Source organism: Singulisphaera acidiphila DSM 18658, from assembly GCF_000242455.2.
Taxonomy (GTDB): Bacteria; Planctomycetota; Planctomycetia; order Isosphaerales; family Isosphaeraceae; genus Singulisphaera; species Singulisphaera acidiphila.
This window is the reverse complement of sequence record NC_019892.1, coordinates 4,546,349-4,567,068: the sequence shown is the minus strand read 5'-3', so window position 1 is coordinate 4,567,068 and position 20,720 is coordinate 4,546,349. Positions and strand designations below refer to the sequence as shown.

The following is a 20,720-nucleotide window of genomic DNA, read 5'->3' as shown; positions in this document are numbered from 1 at the left end:
AGAGTCTCCCCGATGCTTAGGAGTTGAGGCCGAGCGTAAAGTCGTTCATCTGGAAGATCGTCCGGCCGTCGACGGTGAGGAACCCAGCGGCCCAGAGCCGGCGGCGGTGGTCGTCGACCTTCGTGATCGTGGCCTGGACGACGACGCGGCCGGCGGTCGGGAGCACCTGACCCCGGTAGGTCCAGCGATGCGGGACGTCCGGAGCGGCGTCCTCAAAGCGGGAGTCGCTCCCCACCCCCCAGCGCTCGGCGGCCACGACTTTAAGCAGTTGCCGGAACGATTCCAACCCCAATGAGCCGGGGCAGACCGGATCCTGGTAGAAATGCGCTTTGAAGTACCAGGCACCGGGATCCACATCCTGCGACCCCTCGATGAACCCGAGTCCCGCCGGTCCGCCGTCGGGAATGAAGCAATCCACTTGGTCGATCATCCGCAGTTGATCGTCGGGGAACGGGGGCGTTCTCGGATAATCCAACGGCTTGGCCCGGGCCCGCTCGTCAGGACTCGGCTGATAGAGTGCCGCGTCGCGGATACCGATCTGCTCGGCGAGCGCCTCGGCGCGGAAGAAGCCGAAATAGGTGTCGCCCCGATAGACGAGCTCACCACTGGCCGCGGTTCGGACCTTGAGGTCATAGTTCTGGATGATCATGCCCCCGGACCGTGCGACCTTGGTGATCTTGACGGTCGTGACCAGGGTTCCGGTGGCGGGGGTCACCTCGATGAACTGGGTGGCCGAGCCCCCCAGGTTGCGGAATTTGAGGTCTTCGTCGCTCGTCAGGGCCGAGCCGATGTACGCCGCCAGCCAGCCGCAAGGCTGAAGCGCGGCCTCGAGCAGCACGGCGAACGGCATCCGCCCTTGCCGCTCGGCGGCGAAGTACCAGGCGTCGGCCGGGACGTCGTACCGGGCCTCGATCACGCCACCGGCGACGTGCTTCCAGGGCTCTGCGTCGATCGCCGTGATCCGATCGAGGAACTGGAAGGGGGGGCCGGGCAAGCGGGCGATCACCCGGCCGGAGTCGAAGATCTTGTAGGGGGGGCCAAATGCGTCGGAGGGCTTGCCGATGGCGAACGCCGTGATCCGATCGCAGTCGAACAGCGGCGCGGGTTCGCCGCCGCTCGGAATCTGAAGAACCGGGCTCGCCCCTTCCGGGCGATTCGCCCAGAGGGTTTCGAGCGCCTCGCGTGACAGGCCGGTCATGCGGAGCGACATGTCGGTGATTTCGACCACCGGCTTGCCGTCGGCATACATCAAGGCATCCACGATCGCGTAAGGCTCGGGGCCGTAGCCTAGTTCCTTGATCGACACCTCATAGGTGACCATCCGGGTGGATTCGATGACTTGCCCCCGGCACTTCAAGCGGCTGGCGACGCCTGGCACCGGCTCGCAGGCCACCTGGTCGTGCTCGCCGATCCAGCCCATCCGGGCCAGGTAGATCCGGAGCGTGTGCAGGCAGCACTCGAACATGAGTGTCCCGGGCATCACGCGGTCGTCGACGAAGTGGCAGGTCATGAACCAGTCGTCGGGGTGGATGTCCGCCTCTGCGCGGATCAGGCCGAGGCCGAACCTCCCCCCCTTGGGGTCGAGCGTTTCGACCCGGTCGACCAGGGTCATCCGCCCCCCCGGCAGGCGGGCCGGGTTGCGTAGCGAGAGGCCATCGAACGAAGGGCCAAACGCGGTGGTCAGGTCTCCGTGCCGGAGCGCTTCGACTTGTGAGGAAGAATATGACTCGACCGCCATCGGGACGAGCTCGACCCAGTCGGCCGGCCGACCAGAGGGCCGAGTCTGCCGCTGAAGCCGGGGGGCGACAACCCCTTGGCCTGCGGCGAGCTCGTTGGCGGAGAAGAAGCCCGCGCAGCCCTCACTCATCGTCATCAAAGGGGCACCGTCGACGGTCGCCTCGAAGCGGAACCGGAAGAGGTGCGTCTCGCCTTGGCGGAAGAAGTGATCGATGTGGATGTCATACCGGATGACGTCACCAGGGCCGGGCAGGCTGCGGTGAAAGGTCACGACCGCGTCGAGTAAGCGGTAGACGGCGTGCCCCTTGGTGATGAAGTCGATGCCGAGGTAGCCGGAGAGGAACAGGTCGGCCTGACCCGACTCGACCGCGATGCAGGTCGGGATCCGGCCGCCGTCGAGATACCAGGCGCCGGGGAGAACGTCATGCTCGGTGACGACCCGGCCCCCTTGCATCGAACGGGGCTCCCCTTCGATCGTGAGAATGCGATCGACCAGCATCAGCGGCTCGTCGGGGAGCCGGACCCGGGTCGGGTGCGCATCGATCGGCGCGAACTCGGGGCCGAGCACCGCTCCGATCGAGCCGATGGCGTACTCCATGCACTGGTTGCGATCCAAGGCCGGGGCCGGCCCTTTGGGCGCTTCGCTTCGAGGGACGTATTCCTCAACGATCGGCGTCCCGGCGATTGTGGCAGCCGGCTCAGCCATCAGCGCCTCGATCAAGGCCATCTGGAAGGCGAGCTGGTTCGACATCGTCTGGCCGATGTTTCCGGAGACACGGAGGAACGCCTCGTGCGCTTCGGCCTTGGCGGTCTCGCTGCTCGCGAGCTGACGAGTCAAGGGGTCGATCTCCAGGGCAAGTTGTGGCACGTCGGCAGTTCCCTGGTGTCCATTGCGCGAGGGATTCGATGAATCGACACGTTCCCTGTTTCCCGGAGGGGGGGCATGGCTCGCCCGTTTTTCCGGCGATGGATCGTGAGGTTCCTGGTTTTCCATCGTGTGGGCACGCACCACGATATTTTCCGGCGATGGGTCGAAACGTTCCGGAGTCGAAGCCGCGTCCCCCCGAGCAAGTTCAGGGATCTGGAATGGGCGGCCACCGACGCCGACGCGGATGACGCGGCCGGCCGGTTCGCCGGCCTTGTTCGTTTCGGCCCCGTAAAGGGACGCGAGGTTGACGGGGACTCGCTCGGCGATCAGCCTTCCCAAGAGCTCGAGGACTGCGGTGAGCGGGTCTTGACCGGCCACGCAGGCCGAGCCGGAGAGGTGGGGGCGCGTGCCGAGCACCTTGCCGATCATGCGGGTGCACGAACCGCCCGGGCCGGTCTCGAGGAAGACGCGGATCCCGTCTTCGTAGGCCTGAGCGACGACCGCCGGGAAGTCGATCCCGTCGATGGCGTGCGCGACGATCGCGTCGGCCGCCGTCTCGCGATTGAGGTCGTACGACTCGCCTCGGGCTCCGCTGTAGAACCGGACTCCTGGGGGCGGAGTCGTCTTCAGGAGATGCATCGCGCGGTAAGCGGGCTCGACTTGCCGGGTGATTTCGCAGTGGACCGTGCTGACCATTGGCAGGGGGAAGAACCGGCCGCCGAGAGTTCGGGCGAGGTCGAGCACGGCGTTGCGATGGCCGCCGACGACCACCTCGCGCGGTGTGTTCACGATCAGGAGGTAGACCCGCTCGCGGCCGGCGAGCGCGGCGCGGACCGTCTCGGCGGAATGCGGCACGATCCCGGCCAGCCAGTCGGCCGGTTCTTCATCGGCCAGTCCCCAGGCGCGGCAGGCGGCCTCACAACGGCCGGCCAACTCGGTCCGGAACAGGGGCGAGGTCTGGATCCGTCGGAGCATCTCGTCGCGTTCGGTCCATCCGCGAAGTGCGAACAGGGCCGACGATTCGCCGAGGCTGTAGCCGATCGTGGCCCGGGGCTCGACGCCGAAGCCACGGAGCAGGTCGCTGACCATCCCGCCCAGCGAGACCTGGCCGAGGATCGGCGCCCGCTGGTCGGCGAACGGTTCGGAAAGATCGCTGTTCCAGAACGTCTCCGGCGAGAACTGGCTGCGGAGGGAACCGGTCTCCTGGTCTTGCGCTCGGAGCACCTCGGGCCAGAGCGCGGAGAGATCGCGACCCATACCCGCGAAATGGTTGCCCACGCCGGGGAAGACAAACGCGATCCCGGCGTCGGGGCCGAGCGGATGGCGCGCGAGGAAGACGCGATCCCCTTTCAGGCGGAGCGGCTCCGGCTCGTGCGGGGGCCGCTTGAGGCGTTGACGGGCGTCGGCAAGCAGGTCGGGCAGGCTCCAGGCGATTCGCCGGTTCGACTCGGCGAGCGGCCCAGGGGGGGCGTCGGCCGCGAGCACCGCCAGGCCAAGCCGACGGCGGGGGGCATCGGCCTGGCGATGCCACCAGGTCCGGGCCAGTGCTTCGATCGGCTGGTCTGGATTCTGGGAGGCGAGCCCCTCCAGTTCCTCCATCTGGTGGAGCAGGCCCGGCTCGTCGTCCGCCTCGATCGCGAAGAGGGCGAGGTGACGCGGTCCGAGGGGCTGGACCCGGTCGGCGGTGGTCGTTCCGGCCTTGGGCTCGAAGCCCTCGAGGACGATGTGGTGGCAGTTCCCCTCAAGGCCGAGGGCGCTGACGGCCGCGCGGCGCGGTCCTTGAGCTCGGTCGCGGAGCCAGAATTGCGGGCCTTGCGGCACAAAGAAGGGGGAGGCCGCCGTGGCCAGCTCGGGGCGGAGCGTTTCGCCTCCTCGGAGTGGCGGGAGGATCTGCTGGTGCAGGCAGAGGGCCGCCTTGATCAATGAGGCTAGGCCTGCCGCAGCGCCGGCGTGGCCAACGTCCCCCTTGGCCGACCCCAGAGCGCACGAGGCCCTTTCCGGCCAGGCCGAGCCGAGCGCTGCCAGGGCTTCGGCCTCAACCTGATCTTCGTCGGGTCGGCCGCTGCCGTGGGTTTCCAGGTAGCCGACGCTGGCCGGGTCGACACCCGAGGCGGCGTATGCCCGCTGTGCGGCGGTCTCATAGGCGGTGGTGTCGGCCCCGCTCGAGGTGCCGATGCCGCGGATGACCGCGTAGATCCGGTCGCCATCACGCAGGGCGTCGTCGAGCCGCTTCACGATCAAGGCGGCTGCGCCGTCGCTGGGGACGGTGCCGTCGGCATTCGGGTCGAGGGGGCGGACCGTGCCCGACGGGGAGAATGGGTGGACCCGATCGGCGCAGAGGAAGGTGCGTGGGTCGCAGGCCAGGTCGACCGCGCCGACGATCGCCTCGTCGATCTCTCCTTGGCCGAGCAGGCGGACCGCGACGTCGAGGGCGCAGGTTCCCGAGGTCTCTTCGCTGGAGACCGTGAAGCTCGGGCCGCCGATCCGGAACTCGCGGGCGATCCGGCTGGCGACGAGCCCGCCGAGCGCCCCCATCGTCCGGTTGGCCGTCAGCGGAGGACCGGCCGCATCGCGGAGGCCTGTGATCCAGTCTTCGAGGGCATCGCCCTCCAGGTTCAGGCCAAGCTCTTTGTTCCAGCGTTTGGCGCTGGGGAGCATTGACCAGCGGACGTGGAAATTGGTGGTGTTCAGGTCGAGCCCGATCCCGACGAAGACCCCGGCTCGGAGCCGAGGGCGGTCGTCCCAGCCGGCGTCGGCGATTGCATCTGCGGCAACCTGAAGGGCGAGCGACTGTTGCGGGAGCATCTCCTCGAGCTCGCGCGGAGGGATCCGGAATCGCTCGGGTCGAAGCGCGAGCTCATCAATGCCGTAACCGCCTGGGGATTTTCGCTCACCTGGGCGTTGGAACCAGGTCGCGTCTTGCACTCCCCACCAGTTGGCCAACTCGTCCGGTGCGCCTGGGATGTCGCCGCCGAGTACCCGTTCCTGAAAGGCCCTCAGCCCTTGAAAGGGGCCGTAGTGCGCGGCCATGCCAACGATCGCAACGGGGATGGAGGGCAACGGCTCGGTCGGTTCGCTGGCGGGCTCCGCCGACTCCGGTACCCATTCTTCGATCAAGGCATGAGCGTTGATTCCGCCGAAGCCGAACCCGCTGATCGCGGCGCGGCGGGGTTCCCCTTTAGCTCGAGCGGGCCAGGGCTGGGCCTCGCTGAGGATCCGGAACGGGCTGCTCCCCGGCTCGTCCAGGCTCGGCGCAGGGGTCGTAAAGTTCGCGGTCGGCGGGAGCGTCTTATGCTTGAAGGCGAAGAGAACTTTCAAGAGGCCGGCCGACCCCGCCGCCGTCAGGGCGTGGCCGATGTTCGACTTCACCGAACCGATTGCGCACTGGCCGGGGGACCATCCCTCGGTTCCCCAGAGGGCCCGCAAGCTGATGAACTCGACGGCGTCACCGACCGGCGTGCCGGTCGCGTGGCATTCGATGAGGTCGACGTCGCGCGGGTCCCAGCCTGACCGTTCGTAGGCCGAGCGCATTGCGCGGAGCTGGCCTTCGGAGCTGGGGGCGAGCAGGCCGCCGTCGACGTCGTTGGAGAGGCCGACGGCCGCGATGATCCCGTGGATCGTGTCCCCCTGCCGGAGGGCGTCGCTCAGCCGCTTGAGGACGAACATCCCGGCCCCTTCGCCGACGATCAGGCCGTCGCCCTGGGCGTCGAACGGCGAAGGCCGGCCCGAGGCCGATAACGCCCGGAGCTGCGAGAACCCCATCTGGGTGTAGAGCGGGTCGGGCCGCGACAGGCCGCCGGTCAGCATCGCGTCGGCTCGGCCCGCCAGAAGCTCGTCGGCCGCGAGCTTCAGGGCGTAAAGCGACGAAGCGCAAGCGGCGTCGAGCGTATACGTGCCTCCGCCGAGTCCGAGGGCCTTCGCCAGGATTCCCGCCGGCAGTCCCGCCACGTAGCCGTTGAGCGGCTCGCCGCGATCGTGGTCGGCCGTCTGATCCACGGCCCCGACCTGCTCCGCGATCGTGCGCCCGAGCACTTCACGGGCCAATGCCGACGAGGTCTCGGTCGGCAGCACGATGTTGCCGAACACGACGCCGACCCGACTGCGGTCCAGGTTTGCAGTGACGGCGCTCTGCCAGGCCTGCCGGCCGGCGTGCAGGGCCAGGTGGAACATCGGGTCAAGCCGCCCGAGCTCCGCTCGATCGAGGTTGAGCCCGTTGGGGTCGAGCTGGAAGTCTTCGATGAAGCCGCCGCGGGTCGCATAGACCCGGTCCGGAGCCCCGACCCGAGAGTCGTAGGCGTCGGCGACGTCGAGCAGCCACCGTCCGCGCGGAACTTCGCGCGTGGTGTCGATTCCCCCCGCGACGTTCGCCCAAAACCGATCCAGGTCGGGAGACTGGGGGAAGATTCCCCCAATCCCCACGATCGCCACGCGTTCTCGATGCTGCATTGCTCTTGGTGTCGATGAGTGGCGAAGAGTCGTTTACCGAGTGTCAGAAGCGATGGCTGTGCCCCCCTTCCCCTACAAGACGAGGGGCTTACGGCTTTAGCCGATCGGGGTCATCTGGTTGCGCCGAAACGCCTGGTTCAGGGAAGAGTCGATTACGCATTCATAGTTTCCCATGTATGCGACGACCTGGCCGTCCCCGTCGAGGAACTCGATGTCGGCGCGGGCGCGATGGGTTCCGGCCTCGGTGATTCGCGTGAGGATGCGAACCCCGTCCGTCGGGAAGGCGCGGCGGAACTGGCGGTAGTTGCCGACGAACGTGGGGAGCGAACCGACGCCGAACCGCTCGACGCTCCAGACGATCAACATCTGGAAAGCGCAGTCGAGGGCCAAGGGGTCGGTCACCCAGGCCTGGCGGAGCGGCCGATCGAGCCAGGCTTGCGGCAAGGGCGCGGTCGTGGCCGAGGCGACGATGCCCGACTCGTCGCACCCTTCGATCCGCTCCAGCCCTTGCAGGTCGGGGCCATGAAACAGGACGTCGCGATAGAGCTCGGCCACTCCGGCCGCCAGCGGAGGCAGGTTGCGCTCCTCGATCGAAGGCTGGGCCTGGGTGTGCCGGTCGGCCAGGATCACCTCGCCCTTGGCGTGCGTGATCTCGCGGCCATCGCTCAACGTACCGCGGACCTCGACGGCCACCTTGTAGGAGGAACCGTCACGGACCCCCTTGCCCGCGAATACGCGAATCGTCTCCGGGCGATCGTCGCGGAGCACGATCCCCTTGAAGAGCCGGAGGTCGTCGATCCCGGCGAAGACGAGCCCCGGGTTCCGTTGCAAGGCCCCCTGGGCGAGCCATTCGAGAGTCAGCGCCATCGGCAAGACCGGCCGGCCGTCGATCACGTGCGCCCCGAGGATGGGGGTCGTCGTCAGGTCCAGCGTCCGCTCGAAGATCGGGGCGTGCCCGGGGGTCACGGCGGCCTGCTGCCCGTTTCCATTCCCGTTGTGGGGCGGCCCCTCTGCTTTCCGTTCCCCTGGTCCCAGAACCACGACTTCCACCGGTCGGTCGGTCGTCGATCGAATCTCTTCCACGAGGTAGCGGGCCCCGTCGCGCGGCGGGATCAGCGGGATCCCCTCCGACTCGAACAGGGGGCGGAGCGACGGCGTGACCATGCCGCCGTCCCAGGGGCCCCAGTTGACCGCGACGACGCGGCACGACGGTCGGTCGCGCGCCTCGCGCTGGGCCCACTTGTTGAGGATCTCGTTGGCGGCGGCGTAGGCGACCTGCCCGGTCCGGCCGAACCGGGCGGTGGAGGAGGAGAAGAGGGCAAGCACGCGGAGGTCGTCCCCCGCCGTGGCCTCGAGCAAGGCATGCAAGCCGGCGACCTTGGTGTCGAAGACGGTCGCGAACTGCTCGTCGCTCTGGTCCTCGATCCGGCGGTCGGCAAGCACCCCTGCGCCATGGATCAAGGCCCGAATCGGCCCGAACTCGTTGCGGATCTCGTCGAGCCGAGCGCGGAGCGCGTCGGCGTCGCGGACGTCGGCCGAGCGGTAGACCACGCGCGATCCGGCGGCCTCGATCCGCGCGAGGTTGGCGAGGATCTCGCGGTTGGCCGAGAGGTCGCGGAACTGGGACCCGATGATCTGCGGAGTTGCGTGGCCGTTGGCGCGGGCGACCAGGGCCCGCTTGATCTCGGCCTCGTCGGCGAGCGGAACCAGCCAGTCGGGCTCGGAGACCGGCTCGGGGCTGCGGCCCAGCAGCACGATCGTCGGCTGCAATGCTTCGGCCAGGGCCACGGCCGCTTCGGCGGTGATCCCCCGGGCTCCTCCGGTGATAATCACCACGTCGCTCGGATTGAGCTCGGCTGAGCTTTCAGAACTCGCCGTGCCGGCCAGGTCGCGCGAGACGAGCTGCAAGGTGATGCGCGTGCCGTCCGGCCCGAGGCCCACTTCCACCGGCCCGCGCTGGAAGATTTCGGCGAGGAGCAGGGTGGCCGCCTCGTCCGGGCTCTCGACCCTGGGATCGAGGTCAATTGCCTTGCAGGTGACCTCGGGCCATTCGTGGCCAGCCGTTTTGGCCAGCCCTGCCAGCCCGCCCGCGGTCGGAACGGCGGAGCCGGAGGCGGAGGGCAAGCCGTTGAGGCCGAACGAGCCATCGAGCCGCGTGACGGTCGCGAGCACCGCCCCCGAGTTCTGACCGGCCTGCCTCAGGCTGCCGGCGCAGGTCCGGAGCAGTCGGAACGCCTCTTTGATCGACGAGCCGTCCTCATCCTCCGTCGCCCCCAGGAGCAACAAGCCGTCGAGCTTCGTCGGAGGAGTCGCCGTCTCGATCTCCGCGCGATCGACGAGGCGAGGATGATAGCCCATCCCCATCAGCCGGGCGGCTAGGGCCGAGGCGAGGCCACGGTCTTCGCCAGCGATCCAGAATTCTCCCCCAGCCCGGATCGCCACGTTCTCTTCGCGAGAATCAAGCGGCACGCTGGTCACAACCAGCCGCTGAATCGCGGGCCGAGCAGTCGGCTCGATCTTGGCCGGCGCTTCGGCAGGCCTGGATGCTTTCTTGGCCACCGGGGTTGCAATCGCAACCGCCGTTGCAGTCGCAGTCGCGGGAGGCGAGAGGAAGTCGACGATCTGGCCGAGTGTTCGAAGAGTGCCGAGGTGCTCGGGCTTAACGACGGGCGCTTCGGGGAGTTGCTCCTGCAAAGCGGCGAGGATTTCGACGCGTTTGATGGAGTCGATGCCGAGGTCGGCGTCGAGGAGCATGTCGGGTTCGAGCATCTCGGCGGGATAGCCGGTTTTCTCCGAGACCACCGCGAGCAAGACCTCTTGGACCTGGGCGGCTGCGGGAGCGGTGTCGGCAACCTGCGAGCCTGCCACCGAGGGCGCGACGGCCACCGGGACGGCGAGGAAGTCGATGATCTGACCGAGTGTTCGGAGCGTGCCGAGGTGCTCTGGTTTGACGACGGGCGCTTCGGGGAGTTGCTCCTGCAAAGCGGCGAGGATTTCGACGCGTTTGATGGAGTCGATACCGAGGTCGGCGTCGAGGAGCATGTCGGGTTCGAGCATCTCGGCGGGATAGCCGGTTTTCTCCGAGACCACCGCGAGCAGGACCCCTCGAACCATGTCCGACGAAGGGGAAGTTGCGACCGCCTCCTCAACGCCCCTAGGGGTCGCAACCGTGGCTTCGCCTTGTCCGAGGAAGTCGACAATCTGGCCGAGTGTTCGGAGTGTGCCAAGGTGCTCTGGTTTGACGACGGGCGCTTCGGGGAGCTGTTCCTGCAAAGCGGCGAGGATTTCGACGCGTTTGATGGAGTCGATACCGAGGTCGGCGTCGAGGAGCATGTCGGGTTCGAGCATCTCGGCGGGATAGCCGGTTTTCTCCGAGACCACCGCGAGCAAGACCTCTTGAATGCGATCGACCTGCGCGGGGACCGCGACGGCCACAGGTGTCGGTGCCGGTGCCGCGACGGGAGTCCGCGTCGGAGCCGGGGCTGGTGTCGGTGCGGCTTGGACCGGTGGGGCGGGACGGGGCGGAGCGATGACCGGCCGCGCTTGAGGCACCGGTTGGGGCTCTGGCTGAGCGTGGAACCGAGGCGTTGCGGGTTCGCTCACCTGGGTATCGCGTGACCGAGGAAGTTCGGTGCGAGGCTGGTAGGCCGGAGGGGTGGGCGTGAGGTCCACCAGGCCGAGCGAGGCGTAGGTCAGCCGTTGCTGTTGCTCGAGGAGTGTCTGGAAGGTGCGCTGCGCCTTATCCTGGCCGTCGAGGAATTGCCGGTGCAACGACGAGGTCTGTTCGCCGAGCTTCTGGAGCGCGACCAGGTTGTCCTGCGCATTGCGGAGCGCCTGGCCCAGCATGGCCGGATCGTTCGACCGGAGTGAGGGGGTCGGTTGTACCTGTGTCTGTTGCTGTGGCGCGGAGGTTGGCGCGGGCGAATGGGTGCCGTTCGTTGGATTCATGGGATGATCGAGGTGCGTTCCGTTGCGTCCGTGATGGGCCGTCGCGCCACCGTTGGTCGAGGGAGCCGGGACGGGGGCAGGCGTCGACTGAACGATCCGAGCAGGAGGCGTCGGCGCGGGCGAAGAACCCGACGCAGCAGGGACTGAGGGGGTCGCGGGCCGCGTGGAGGCCGGCCGCGGCTTGGGCTTGGTCGCGAGCGGAGTCGGAGGCGTGGGCGAGGCGTTGGCGCCGCAGACCTTGACGGTCAGGCTCGGCTTGCGAGCGGCTTGCGGGCTGATGTCGACGCCGTCGTCCCACCGCGAGAGCGCGACCGGGTGTCCCAGGGCGGCGACCTGTGCCAGGGCCAGCGCCAGGTCATAAACATGTCCTCGCTTGCCCCGAGAGGCGTCGACCGCCAAGGCGGTGTGCTCGCGGCCTTCAAGGATCGAGCGGACCAGGCCGGTGAGCTTGCCATCGGGCCCGACCTCAAGGAACGTCCGAAGGCCCGCCCGGTGCATCGCCTCGACCTCGGCGACGAACTCAACCGGCTGCGCGAGTTGCCCGGCGAGCAGGTCGCGGGCGGCGTCGGGGGCGTCCGGATAGGGGCTTGCCGTCGTGTTCGCGTAGACCGGGATTCGAGGCGCGGTGAACGGGACCGCGCGGAGCGTCTCGAGGAAGGGCTCACGGGCTTCGGCCACGAACCGGCTGTGGAAGGCGGCTGACACGGCCAAGGGGCGCGCGGTGATTTTCAGGTCGGCAAACAACCGAGCGGCCCGCGCGATCTCGTCGGCGGGGCCGGAGAGGACCGCCTGCCGGGGCGCGTTCTTGTTGGCGATCACCACGTCGAGCCCGGCGTCGCGGACGACCGCCTCGATCCGGTCGAGCGGCGCGGCGACGGCCAGCATTGCCCCCGCCTCCCCTGCTCCGCCGTAGTCCGCCATCAGCCGCCCGCGACGCCGCGACAAGGCGTCGAGCGCCTTGGCGTCGAAGCGGCCCGCAGCGCAGAGCGCGGTGAGCTCGCCGTAGCTGTGGCCGGCGACCGCGTCGGGTTGAATCCCAAAATGTTCGAGGAGCCGGAGCACGCCCAGGCTCATCGCCCCCAGGGCCGGTTGGGCCACCTCGGTCGCGCGGAGCGCGATCTCCTGCTCTTCAGCCTGAGCGTCGGAGAAAGCAGGGTGCGGGAAGACGAGGTCGACCAGTCGCCGGCCGTCATCCAAGGGGAGGCCATTGGCTTCGGCCAGGGCGTCGTGGACTTGCGGGAACCGGCAAGCCAGGCCCCGGAGCATCCCCGCGTGCTGCGCTCCTTGGCCGGGGAAGAGCATCGCCAAGCCCCCGGCCACGGGACCGGTTGCGTAGAAGATCCCTTCGGGGGGGCGGGCGTGAGCCGTGCCGTTGCCGTTCTCCGAGCGACGCGTGCTCTGCGGTCCGCGCTCCACCAGGGAGCGGGCTTGCTCCAGCACGCTTCCCAGGTCGGTCTTGTCGCGTTCGACGACGAGGAGGAGCCGACAAGGGGCGTCGCTCTGGAACCGAGCCCGCGAGCGGGCTGCCTCGACCCGCAAGGCCGACCAGGCGAGGTCGCGGGGCCAGGCCTTGAGTGCGTCGAGCAGGCTGTCTTGGCTAGGGGCCGAGACGGCGAGGATCTGCACGTCGCCATCCCAGTCGATCTGCTGCTTTTCGGCCTCCGCCTCTTCGAGGACACAGTGGAAGTTGCTGCCACCGAAGCCGAAGGCGCTCACGGCCGCGCGGCGCGGATGTTCCGGACGCGGCATCCAGGGGCGTGCCTCGGTGTTGATGTAGAAGGGCGACGTCCCCGGCGCGGCCCCCGCGATCGGCGCGGTCACCTTCGCCGTGGGGGGGAGTACCTTGTGGTGCAGGGCGAGCGCGGCCTTGATCAGACCCGCAGCCCCCGCCGCTGCCTTGGTATGGCCGATCTGTGACTTGACCGACCCCAGGGCACACCACGTCTTCTCGGCATCGGCCTTGCGGTAGACCTCGTTGAGCGCGGCCATTTCGACCGCATCCCCGACCTTGGTCCCGGTGCCGTGCGCCTCGAGCAGCTCGATCGAAGCCGGTGAGACTTCGCCCAACTCGTACGCCTGGTTGAGCGCCTTGACCTGCCCCGCCGAGCTGGGTGCGTAGACCGCTCCGACTTTACCGTCGCTCGATGTGCCGACCGAGCGAATCACCGCGTAAATCTTGTCGCCGTCGCGGCGGGCGTCGTCCAGCCGCTTGAGCGCCAGGATACCCAGCCCTTCCCCCAGGATCGTGCCGTCCCCCGCCGCGTCGAACGGCCGGGCGTCGCCGGTCGGCGACAGCGCGGGGGTCTTGCTGAAGCACATGTACATGAAAATATCGTTGAACGTGTCGAGGCCGCCGGTGAGGACGATGTCGGAGCGGCGGGAGGCGAGTTCGAGCACGGCCAGGTGGAGGGCGCCGATGGAGCTAGCGCAGGCGGCGTCAACGACGCAGTTGGTGCCTCCCAGGTCGAGTCGGTTGGCGATCCGGCCGGCGGCGACGTTGCCGAGCAGGCCGGGGAACGAGTTCTCCTGCCAGGCGACGTAGGAGTCGGCGATCCCTTGGACGACCGTTTCGGCGGTGTCGTCGGCGACCCCTGCGGCTTTGAGTGCGCGTCTCCAGATCGGGTGTCCGAGCCGGGCGCCCAGGGGGATCACCAGCTCGAGGGTGCCGGTGACGCCGAGGATTACGCTGACCCGGTTACGGTCGAAGGTCCGGCCCGGTCCGTAGCCGGCGTCCTTGAGCGCTTCGCGGGCGACCAGGAGGCCGAGGAGTTGGGTGGTGTCGGTCGCCTCGAGGTTATTGGGGGCGATGCCGAACTCGAGCGCGGGGAAGTCGACTGGGTCGAGGTAGCCGCCGCGCCTGGCGTAGGTCATGTCGGGGGCTTTGGGGTCGCCGTCCCAGTAGTCTTCGGGTCGCCAGTGGGTGGGCGGGACCTCAGTGATCGCGTCGAGCCGATCGCGGATGTTGGCCCAGTAGCGCGACAGATCTTCGGCCTTGGGAAACAGGCAGCCCATTCCGATGATCGCCACCGGCACCGGTTGGGTTGGATCGACCGACGAATTCAAGTGACTTCCCCTTTTCGCGCCGACGCTGTTGGCTAGCTAGGTGGTCCGTGGCGAGTTCTCACCGCGTGAGCGGCTCCGATCCCTTTGTCCCTTGACGGGTGCGGGGTGATGGACGTCGAAGGGCCATGAGCCCTCTCGTGCGGATGGGTAATGATTAATTGCTCATCCTTCGTCCCTCACACCTCTTCATCTGAAAACGTTCGATCGGGTCCGCCATTGCCCCACTGGCACGGCTCGGCCTGCCTTCCAGTCGATTGATTCACGATAGTAGAAGCGTTTTTTCTCGGCGGGGAGAACTTCGGAAACGGTTTCCCCCGGGCCGCGACGCGGGGCGTCGGGTGAGGGCATCCCCACGCACGCAAAAAAACAAAAGAGGCATGGGGATGAGGATGCGTTAGGCCCTTTCTCGTGCAACGTGGATATTCAGGCGATCTTCGAGCTCCGGGAGTTCGAGGGGGACGAGGCGGGGCGTACCGGCCGGGATCGCGATCCCCTGCCCCCCCAGGCTGCGGGCCCGCATCAGGACGGCCGCGCCGTAGAGGATGTTCAGGGCCACAGTCACCACCCGGCGATTCTCGGCCCGCTCCAGGAACGAGCCGCGAACCCAGTCGTTGAACGCGGCCATCGCGGGGCCGCACCAGATTTGGTAATCGACGGCGCGCGTGGGCTCGCCCGCGTTGGCCCAGTGCGACGATTGGCCGAGATACCAGCGGAAAATCAAGGCCATCTTATGCTTGGGATCGCGCGTACCCCGTTCGATCTGGGCCGGGTCGCGGGTCTGGAAGTAGGCCCGAGTCTGGTCCCAGATCGTTTCCAACGGGGCCCGGAAGAAGTTCTTCTCGAGCATCGCGCGGTCGGCGGCGGGGATCTGCTCGATCGCGTCGTAGCCACGGTAGAATTCGAAGAGCTTGCCGGCCCGCATGGCGAACATCGTGCCACGCTTCAAGACCTGGACCTTGACCCCCATCTCGAACATGTCGGCGGCCGGGGCCATCGCGATGTCCGCCTGCCTGGCTTCGGCAAGCATCTTGCGGACAGGGTCGGACGTTCCTGCCTCGACGCAGGCCTGGTTGACCGACCCGGTAACGAGGTAGGCCGCCCCCATCGCCAATGCCCCTGCGGCCGACCAAGGGGATGAGATTCCCCCCGCCGCGCCGATCCGGAGCGGTCGGTCGTAGCGGTGTTCCGCCTGCATCCGGTCGCGGAGGGCGAGCATCGTCGGCAAGAGCACGATGGCCGGCTGGTTGTCGGTATGCCCGCCCGAGTCTGCCTCGGCCGTCACATCATCGGCCATCGGGATCCGCGCGGCCCAGGTCGCCTGTTCGCTGGTGATCTCGCCCGAGGCGACTAGTTCCCGGAGGAACTTCGCCGGTGGTGGAGCCAGGAACTTCGAGGCCACCTCGACCCGCGACACCTTGGCGATGATCCGGTTAGGCACCACCACCTGCCCCGCCCCGTCGAGCCGGAGGCCGTGGACCCGGTAGCGAACCACCGGCAAGGTCAGGTCCAGGTAGGCCGACGCCTCGACCAGCTTGACCCCGCGCTTCAAGTAGAGCGCGACCACCGCCGCCTCGAGCTCGGGCTCGTTGGGGCTATGGATCAGGTTGAACCCGTACGGGATCGAGGGTCCTAAGGTCCGCTCGAGCCGGTCGATGGCTGCCTCGACGGCTGTCAGCGGCAGGCCCGCCGCGCCGAAGATGCCGAGCATCCCGGCTCGGCCCATCGCCTCGACGATCTCGGCCGACGCGATGCCGTTGGCCATCGCTCCCGCCACGTAAGGAAAGCGGAGCCGATGCGCTTCGCGGAACGAGACGTCGCCGAGATCCTCGGGCCGGCAGGATGGCAGAACGCCGGCCACCCGCTCCCCGCCGGGACCTTCCCAGGCTGCCAGGTCCCACTCCAAAAGCGCGTGGCTACCCTCCCGTTCCATAATCAGGAACGGGTCGCCGACCCGGCAGAGAGCTCGTTCCAGTGTCTCTTCGTAGGTCGCGGGAATCACCACGGGCCGTTCTACCCCTCTGGAAAGAAAAGAGCCGATCATACAACGTCCGCGCCTCAGCGCCGACCGTTTTTCCCCAAAGACCCAGCTTGTGGAATGTTGGGTTCAAATCCCCGAAGCCATTTCGGGGCTAGTCGCATCAGTGGCCGGACTAGGCAGGTCGAACCAGGAACGGCAAAAGCTCCAGCGTTTGCGAACCTTTCCAATGGACGAAAACCCAGCAGCCGCTCGCCTAGTCACTCAAAAAATCACCTTTGTGTTCTTTCGTCGACTTGTCGGGAGAGCGAGGCGGAGCGGGGTCGGTTGATAAACCGTACTCTTTTACATCAAGTCATCGGGCGTGGGAACACCCCTGATCCGATGTCGAGTTCCTTTGGTGTGGCGCCGAGCGGGCGTGGCGGCCGGGTTTGGGCCCTGGGATCGGGCCTCGATTCCCGGCGAACAATCGGATAGAATCAAGAAATGACATGGGTTTGGGCGACATGCGGATCCTGGGCTCGGTGCGTCGCCAAATCGGGGCCATGATCTCGAACCAAGTCGGAGGGAAGGGACCATGAAGATCCGCGTGGGGACCTGGACTCGAATCGGCCTGGTACTGCTGGGGGCTGTGGCCGTCCCGAGTCTGGCGGCCTGGGGGCAAGCCTTTCCTGGTCCGTTGAACAACCTGACGGCAGGTGGACTCGTCCCTTTGCCTCCCCCTCCGCCTCCGGGCGCTTGGGGCGAGGTTATCTTCGCCAACGAGCGCTGGATCGTGGTCCAGAACAGCCAGGGGCAGCAGTTCCCGATCGCGGCCGACTCGATCAATCAGTTCCTGGTTCGTTGGCCGACGATTCTCGGGGAGTTGTCCCCCAAGTCTTTAGTCGAGGCCACGGGGGATGACCTGGGCTCGATGTCGCTCAGCACGACCCATATTGACGTCTACGAGGGGAGCGACCAGACCCTGGTTCAGCCCACTTATAAGAGCTTGCTGCCGTTCAATCGGGTGGTCACCACGATCGACCCGACGTTCAACCGAATGATGAACGGTTTTGATATCGCCAGTCAGAACACGCTCTACGGCTGGGCCTATCCGATCAATCCCGGTGAGAACGGGATCCCGGGACAGTTCTATGCGGTGGGCAACGTGCTGGGGATCAACCCGGTCCGGATCGGCGTGCCCGGTGATAACGTCGTCAGGATCTTTCCCGATAACGCGGGGAACATGAGTATCAGCCAGGTGACTCGCGGTACCCCTACGTTTGCTCAGTCCGGGGATTCCGTCTTTCTCACCTCGACCGACCGGAATGCGAAGACTCTTGTCCTGTCACAACTGGTGCTCTACAAGAAGATTCCGTTCAAAGAGTTTTCTCCCGCTCCCTGATGATTCATTCGCTGGACGCAAGCCGGTTGAGTTGAGCGGCGGCCCTGGTCTGATTGGGTAGGTGTATCGGTCCTCCCTCCCGGGGATCCGCCCCTCGCAGTCACCTCGGGAACTGTGATCGATGCGTTTTCCCTTTTTCGTCCGGTCGGGGGCGCTCTGCCTCGCGTTCGCGTTTGCGATCAGCGCTGGCTTGGCCGGTGCCGAGGAGTTTCCCAGGTCGCTCGTCGAGTGGTCGCCGATCGCGGCCAACCCGGTCTTCCAAGGGGCTGGGGACGACGCCTGGGACCAGAAGATCCGTGAACGGGGGGACATCCTGGTCGAGGGGAACACGTTTCACCTCTGGTACACCGGCTATAACGACGACCGGTCGCCGACCAAGTTCCTGGGGCATGCCACCTCGCCCGACGGCATCAAGTGGACCCGTGACTCGGCCAACCCCCTGTTCACGAAGTCGTGGGTCGAGGATGTCTGCGTCGTGCGCCAGGATGGCCGCTACCTTCTCTTCGCCGAAGGGAAAGACGACATCGCCCACCAGATGAGCTCCCCCGATGGAATCCACTGGACCGACCTGGGAGCACTCGACGTCCGCAAGGTCGACGGCACCCCGATTCCTCGCGGCCCCTATGGTACGCCGACCGTCTGGTTCGAGAACGGGACCTGGTATCTTTTCTACGAGCGCGGTGACCGAGGGGTCTGGCTGGCCACCTCCCAGGATCGTCTCGTCTGGACGAACGTCAAGGACAGCCCGGTTCTCGCCTGCGGTCCGTGGCCGTACGACCGCGAGGCCGTGGCCGTGAACCAGATCATCAAGCGCGACGGCGTTTACTACGCGTTCTACCACGCCAACGCCCATCGCCCCTGGAAGAAGGACTGGACCACCAATATCGCCCGCTCCCGCGACCTGGTCCACTGGGAGAAGTACTCCGGCAACCCGATCATCCAGAACAATTGCTCCAGCTCCATCCTCGTCACCGGCCCCGGCGGCGATCGGCTCTATACGATGCACCCGGACGTGCGCGTGTTCGAGAACCCCAAAGAAGTTCCGGCAAAACCTTAAAACAAGGAAGAGCGACGCTCCATTCGGTCCTGCCCTTTTTGGGGAATCTCGGCCACTCGGGGACACGGAGAATCGTCATGGCCGGGAAGAGCGGCGGGAACAAGAAACCGGGCCCGAGGCCCGCGAAGGCTGCGGGCCCCCTGATCTCCGGGGATTACGAATCGTTCCTGGGGGAGTTGAAGGAGCGGATCCGGACGGCACAGGTCCGGGCGGCGGTCGCCGTTAACCGCGAACTGGTCCTTCTCTACTGGCAGATCGGCCGGGATATCCTCTCCCGTCAGAAGGAGCACGGCTGGGGAGCCAAGGTTGTCGACCGACTCGCCGCCGACCTGCGGCGGGAGTTCCCCGGGATCGAGGGGTTCTCCCCGCGGAATCTCAAGTACATGCGGTCCTTCGCCAAGGCCTGGCCTGATGAGGCAATTGTGCAAGAGGCGCTTGCACAAATCACCTGGTACCACAACCTGACCCTGCTGGAGAAAGTCAAAGGTCAGGAGGAACGGCTTTGGTACGCTCGGGCGATCATCAAAAACGGCTGGAGCCGCAACGTCCTTGTGCACTGGATCGAGAGCGCTCTCCACAAGCGCCAGGGCCAGGCCACCACGAACTTTGAACGCTCGCTTCCGGCCCCGCAGTCCGACCTTGCTCGGGAAGTCCTCAAAAATCCCTACAGCTTTGACTTTCTCATGCTCACCGATGACGCCGAGGAGCGGGAGATCGAGCGCGGGCTTGTCGAGCACATCCGGGAGTTTTTGATCGAGCTGGGGGTCGGCTTCGCCTTCGTCGGCCAGCAATACCGGCTCGAAGTCGGTGGGGAGGACTTTGTCATCGACCTCCTCTTCTACCACCTGAAGCTTCGCTGTTATGTGGTACTCGAACTCAAGGCAGGCGCGTTCAAGCCGGAGTATGCCGGGAAGATGAACTTCTACCTTTCGGCGGTGGACGACCTGCTGCGGCACTCGGATGACAAGCCATCGATTGGCATCATCCTCTGTAAATCGAAGAACAAGGTGGTTGCTGAGTACGCACTGCGTGACCTTTTGAAGCCAGTGGGCGTCTCGAGCTACGTGACGAAGCTCGTCGAGTCGCTACCGAAGGACCTGAAGGGAAGCCTGCCGAGCCTGAAGGAGATCGAGGCCGAGTTGAGCGGAGAGGGTGATGCTGAAAGGTCGCCTCGAAAGAAAAAATAACTCAAGATCGTGTGTGCGAAACGAGTCTGGTACTTTCTTTTGGAGGTTAGACTTTCGCCTAAAATGGAGTTTTCGAGGGTGGGCGATGACTGTTTCTGGATATTTGTATAGATAAGGCGATTTGATGTACTGGTGCCAATCCCGATAGGGAAAATAGAGCGGTATCGTGCCTCTTCCTTCGGTCTTGGTCTTTGGGGCGGCGCTCGGGTCGCGTTGCCGCAGAGCTCGACACTCTGTCCAGGTCATTTCTCAATCGAGGAACGACTGGGGAGTTCAGCAAGATCCCGGCCAGGGTTCATATGGCCAATCCAACTCGCCTCACGGGCCTTCTCCTTCCTTTCTCACGCAGCTCCCCGCTTGCGATCCCGTTTTACGCAAATCGACAATGCTGCGGTTGGGCAGCTTGTCTGCCAGGTCATGTCGCCGATCGCATCGCGAAGTCGTTCCTGGTTGTAACGATGCGCTGATCGCCCATTGATCCGCCGATCGCCGTCGTGGAGATTGTCGGCGTGGAAGGTACGAGGATCGCCTGCTTCTCCCAGGCTTCGTTCTGCCTCGCGGTCGGATCACTCAAACCGAGGGGTGTTCCATTTCCAGGAGAGGCAAAATCGAAGGTGAGTTTAGGAGTGTCGGTTTTGCTTGTACTGTTCATGCGAACAAGATCATGAGAAGTCTGTGGAGCTTAATGGAGTCGTACCATCCGTGGGGGCGTCCATGATCGAATTCTCGTTTCCGGCCAATCGATCACGTTTAATATTGACGAGCGTGTCAGACGCACGTTATTGAGTGCGAGGCGCGAACTCCTTCTCGTCGATAACTTTTCGTCTGGTCGAGTGCGAGGATTTCTTTCGTCTTCTTGTTCTTGTCCGCTTCGTGTCCGAAGCGATTGCGGCTCTGCGCGCAGGGGAATACGGGGCAAGGGGCGTCATGAATCGCCGATGGTGGGGGCAACCTGCTCGCGGTCGAGATGGTCTTCAACAAAGGGAAGCGGACTCTATGGAAGTATGGGAAGAAACGAAGGGGGAGCGAGATTCACATCACCGACCCCGAGGATT

General features: G+C 66.2%; 7 protein-coding genes. 3 read left to right on the top strand and 4 right to left on the bottom strand.

The genetic code is table 11. The annotated features are described in order from the left end of the window. Nucleotides 1-16: 16 nt before the first annotated feature. The 3 genes from SINAC_RS17880 to SINAC_RS17870 all read right to left on the bottom strand — a co-directional run bounded on the left by SINAC_RS17880 (nt 17) and on the right by SINAC_RS17870 (nt 16,103). On the bottom strand, nt 17-7,051 hold the full coding sequence (locus SINAC_RS17880) for a type I polyketide synthase (protein WP_015247026.1): 7,035 nt from the start codon (nt 7,049-7,051) through the stop codon (nt 17-19). Nucleotides 7,052-7,147: 96 nt separating this feature from the next. Beyond that, complete coding sequence (locus tag SINAC_RS17875) at nt 7,148-14,062, bottom strand: type I polyketide synthase (protein ID WP_015247025.1); 6,915 nt, start codon at nt 14,060-14,062, stop codon at nt 7,148-7,150. Between the two features lie 394 nt (nt 14,063-14,456). Continuing rightward, nucleotides 14,457-16,103, bottom strand: a complete 1,647-nt coding sequence (locus tag SINAC_RS17870) for a PfaD family polyunsaturated fatty acid/polyketide biosynthesis protein (protein ID WP_015247024.1) — start codon at nt 16,101-16,103, stop codon at nt 14,457-14,459. A 511-nt stretch (nt 16,104-16,614) separates the two neighbouring features. On the opposite strand from SINAC_RS17870, the gene SINAC_RS17865 reads away from it, so the two are divergent. From SINAC_RS17865 to SINAC_RS17855, 3 genes are all read left to right on the top strand, one after another. Next, on the top strand, nt 16,615-17,421 hold the full coding sequence (locus tag SINAC_RS17865) for a hypothetical protein (RefSeq protein WP_015247023.1): 807 nt from the start codon (nt 16,615-16,617) through the stop codon (nt 17,419-17,421). Nucleotides 17,422-17,542: 121 nt separating this feature from the next. After that, on the top strand, nt 17,543-18,478 hold the full coding sequence (locus SINAC_RS17860) for a glycoside hydrolase family protein (protein ID WP_015247022.1): 936 nt from the start codon (nt 17,543-17,545) through the stop codon (nt 18,476-18,478). A gap of 77 nt (nt 18,479-18,555) precedes the next feature. Further along, nucleotides 18,556-19,665 (top strand): PDDEXK nuclease domain-containing protein, encoded by a 1,110-nt coding sequence (locus tag SINAC_RS17855; RefSeq protein WP_015247021.1) that lies wholly within the window; start codon nt 18,556-18,558, stop codon nt 19,663-19,665. Between the two features lie 415 nt (nt 19,666-20,080). Here SINAC_RS17855 and SINAC_RS17850 read toward each other — a convergent pair whose 3' ends face one another. Next, a complete protein-coding gene (locus tag SINAC_RS17850; protein WP_157579438.1) occupies nt 20,081-20,239 on the bottom strand; it encodes a hypothetical protein in 159 nt (52 codons plus the stop codon). Nucleotides 20,240-20,720: the final 481 nt, after the last annotated feature.

Excerpts from the sequence above, each read along its gene's own strand:
- SINAC_RS17880 (WP_015247026.1), bottom strand. The coding sequence starts at position 7,051 with ATGCAGCATCGAGAACGCGTGGCGATCGTGGGGATTGGGGGAATCTTC.
- SINAC_RS17865 (WP_015247023.1), top strand. The coding sequence starts at position 16,615 with ATGAAGATCCGCGTGGGGACCTGGACTCGAATCGGCCTGGTACTGCTG.
- SINAC_RS17855 (WP_015247021.1), top strand. The coding sequence starts at position 18,556 with ATGGCCGGGAAGAGCGGCGGGAACAAGAAACCGGGCCCGAGGCCCGCG.
- SINAC_RS17870 (WP_015247024.1), bottom strand. The coding sequence starts at position 16,103 with ATGATCGGCTCTTTTCTTTCCAGAGGGGTAGAACGGCCCGTGGTGATT.
- SINAC_RS17860 (WP_015247022.1), top strand. The coding sequence starts at position 17,543 with ATGCGTTTTCCCTTTTTCGTCCGGTCGGGGGCGCTCTGCCTCGCGTTC.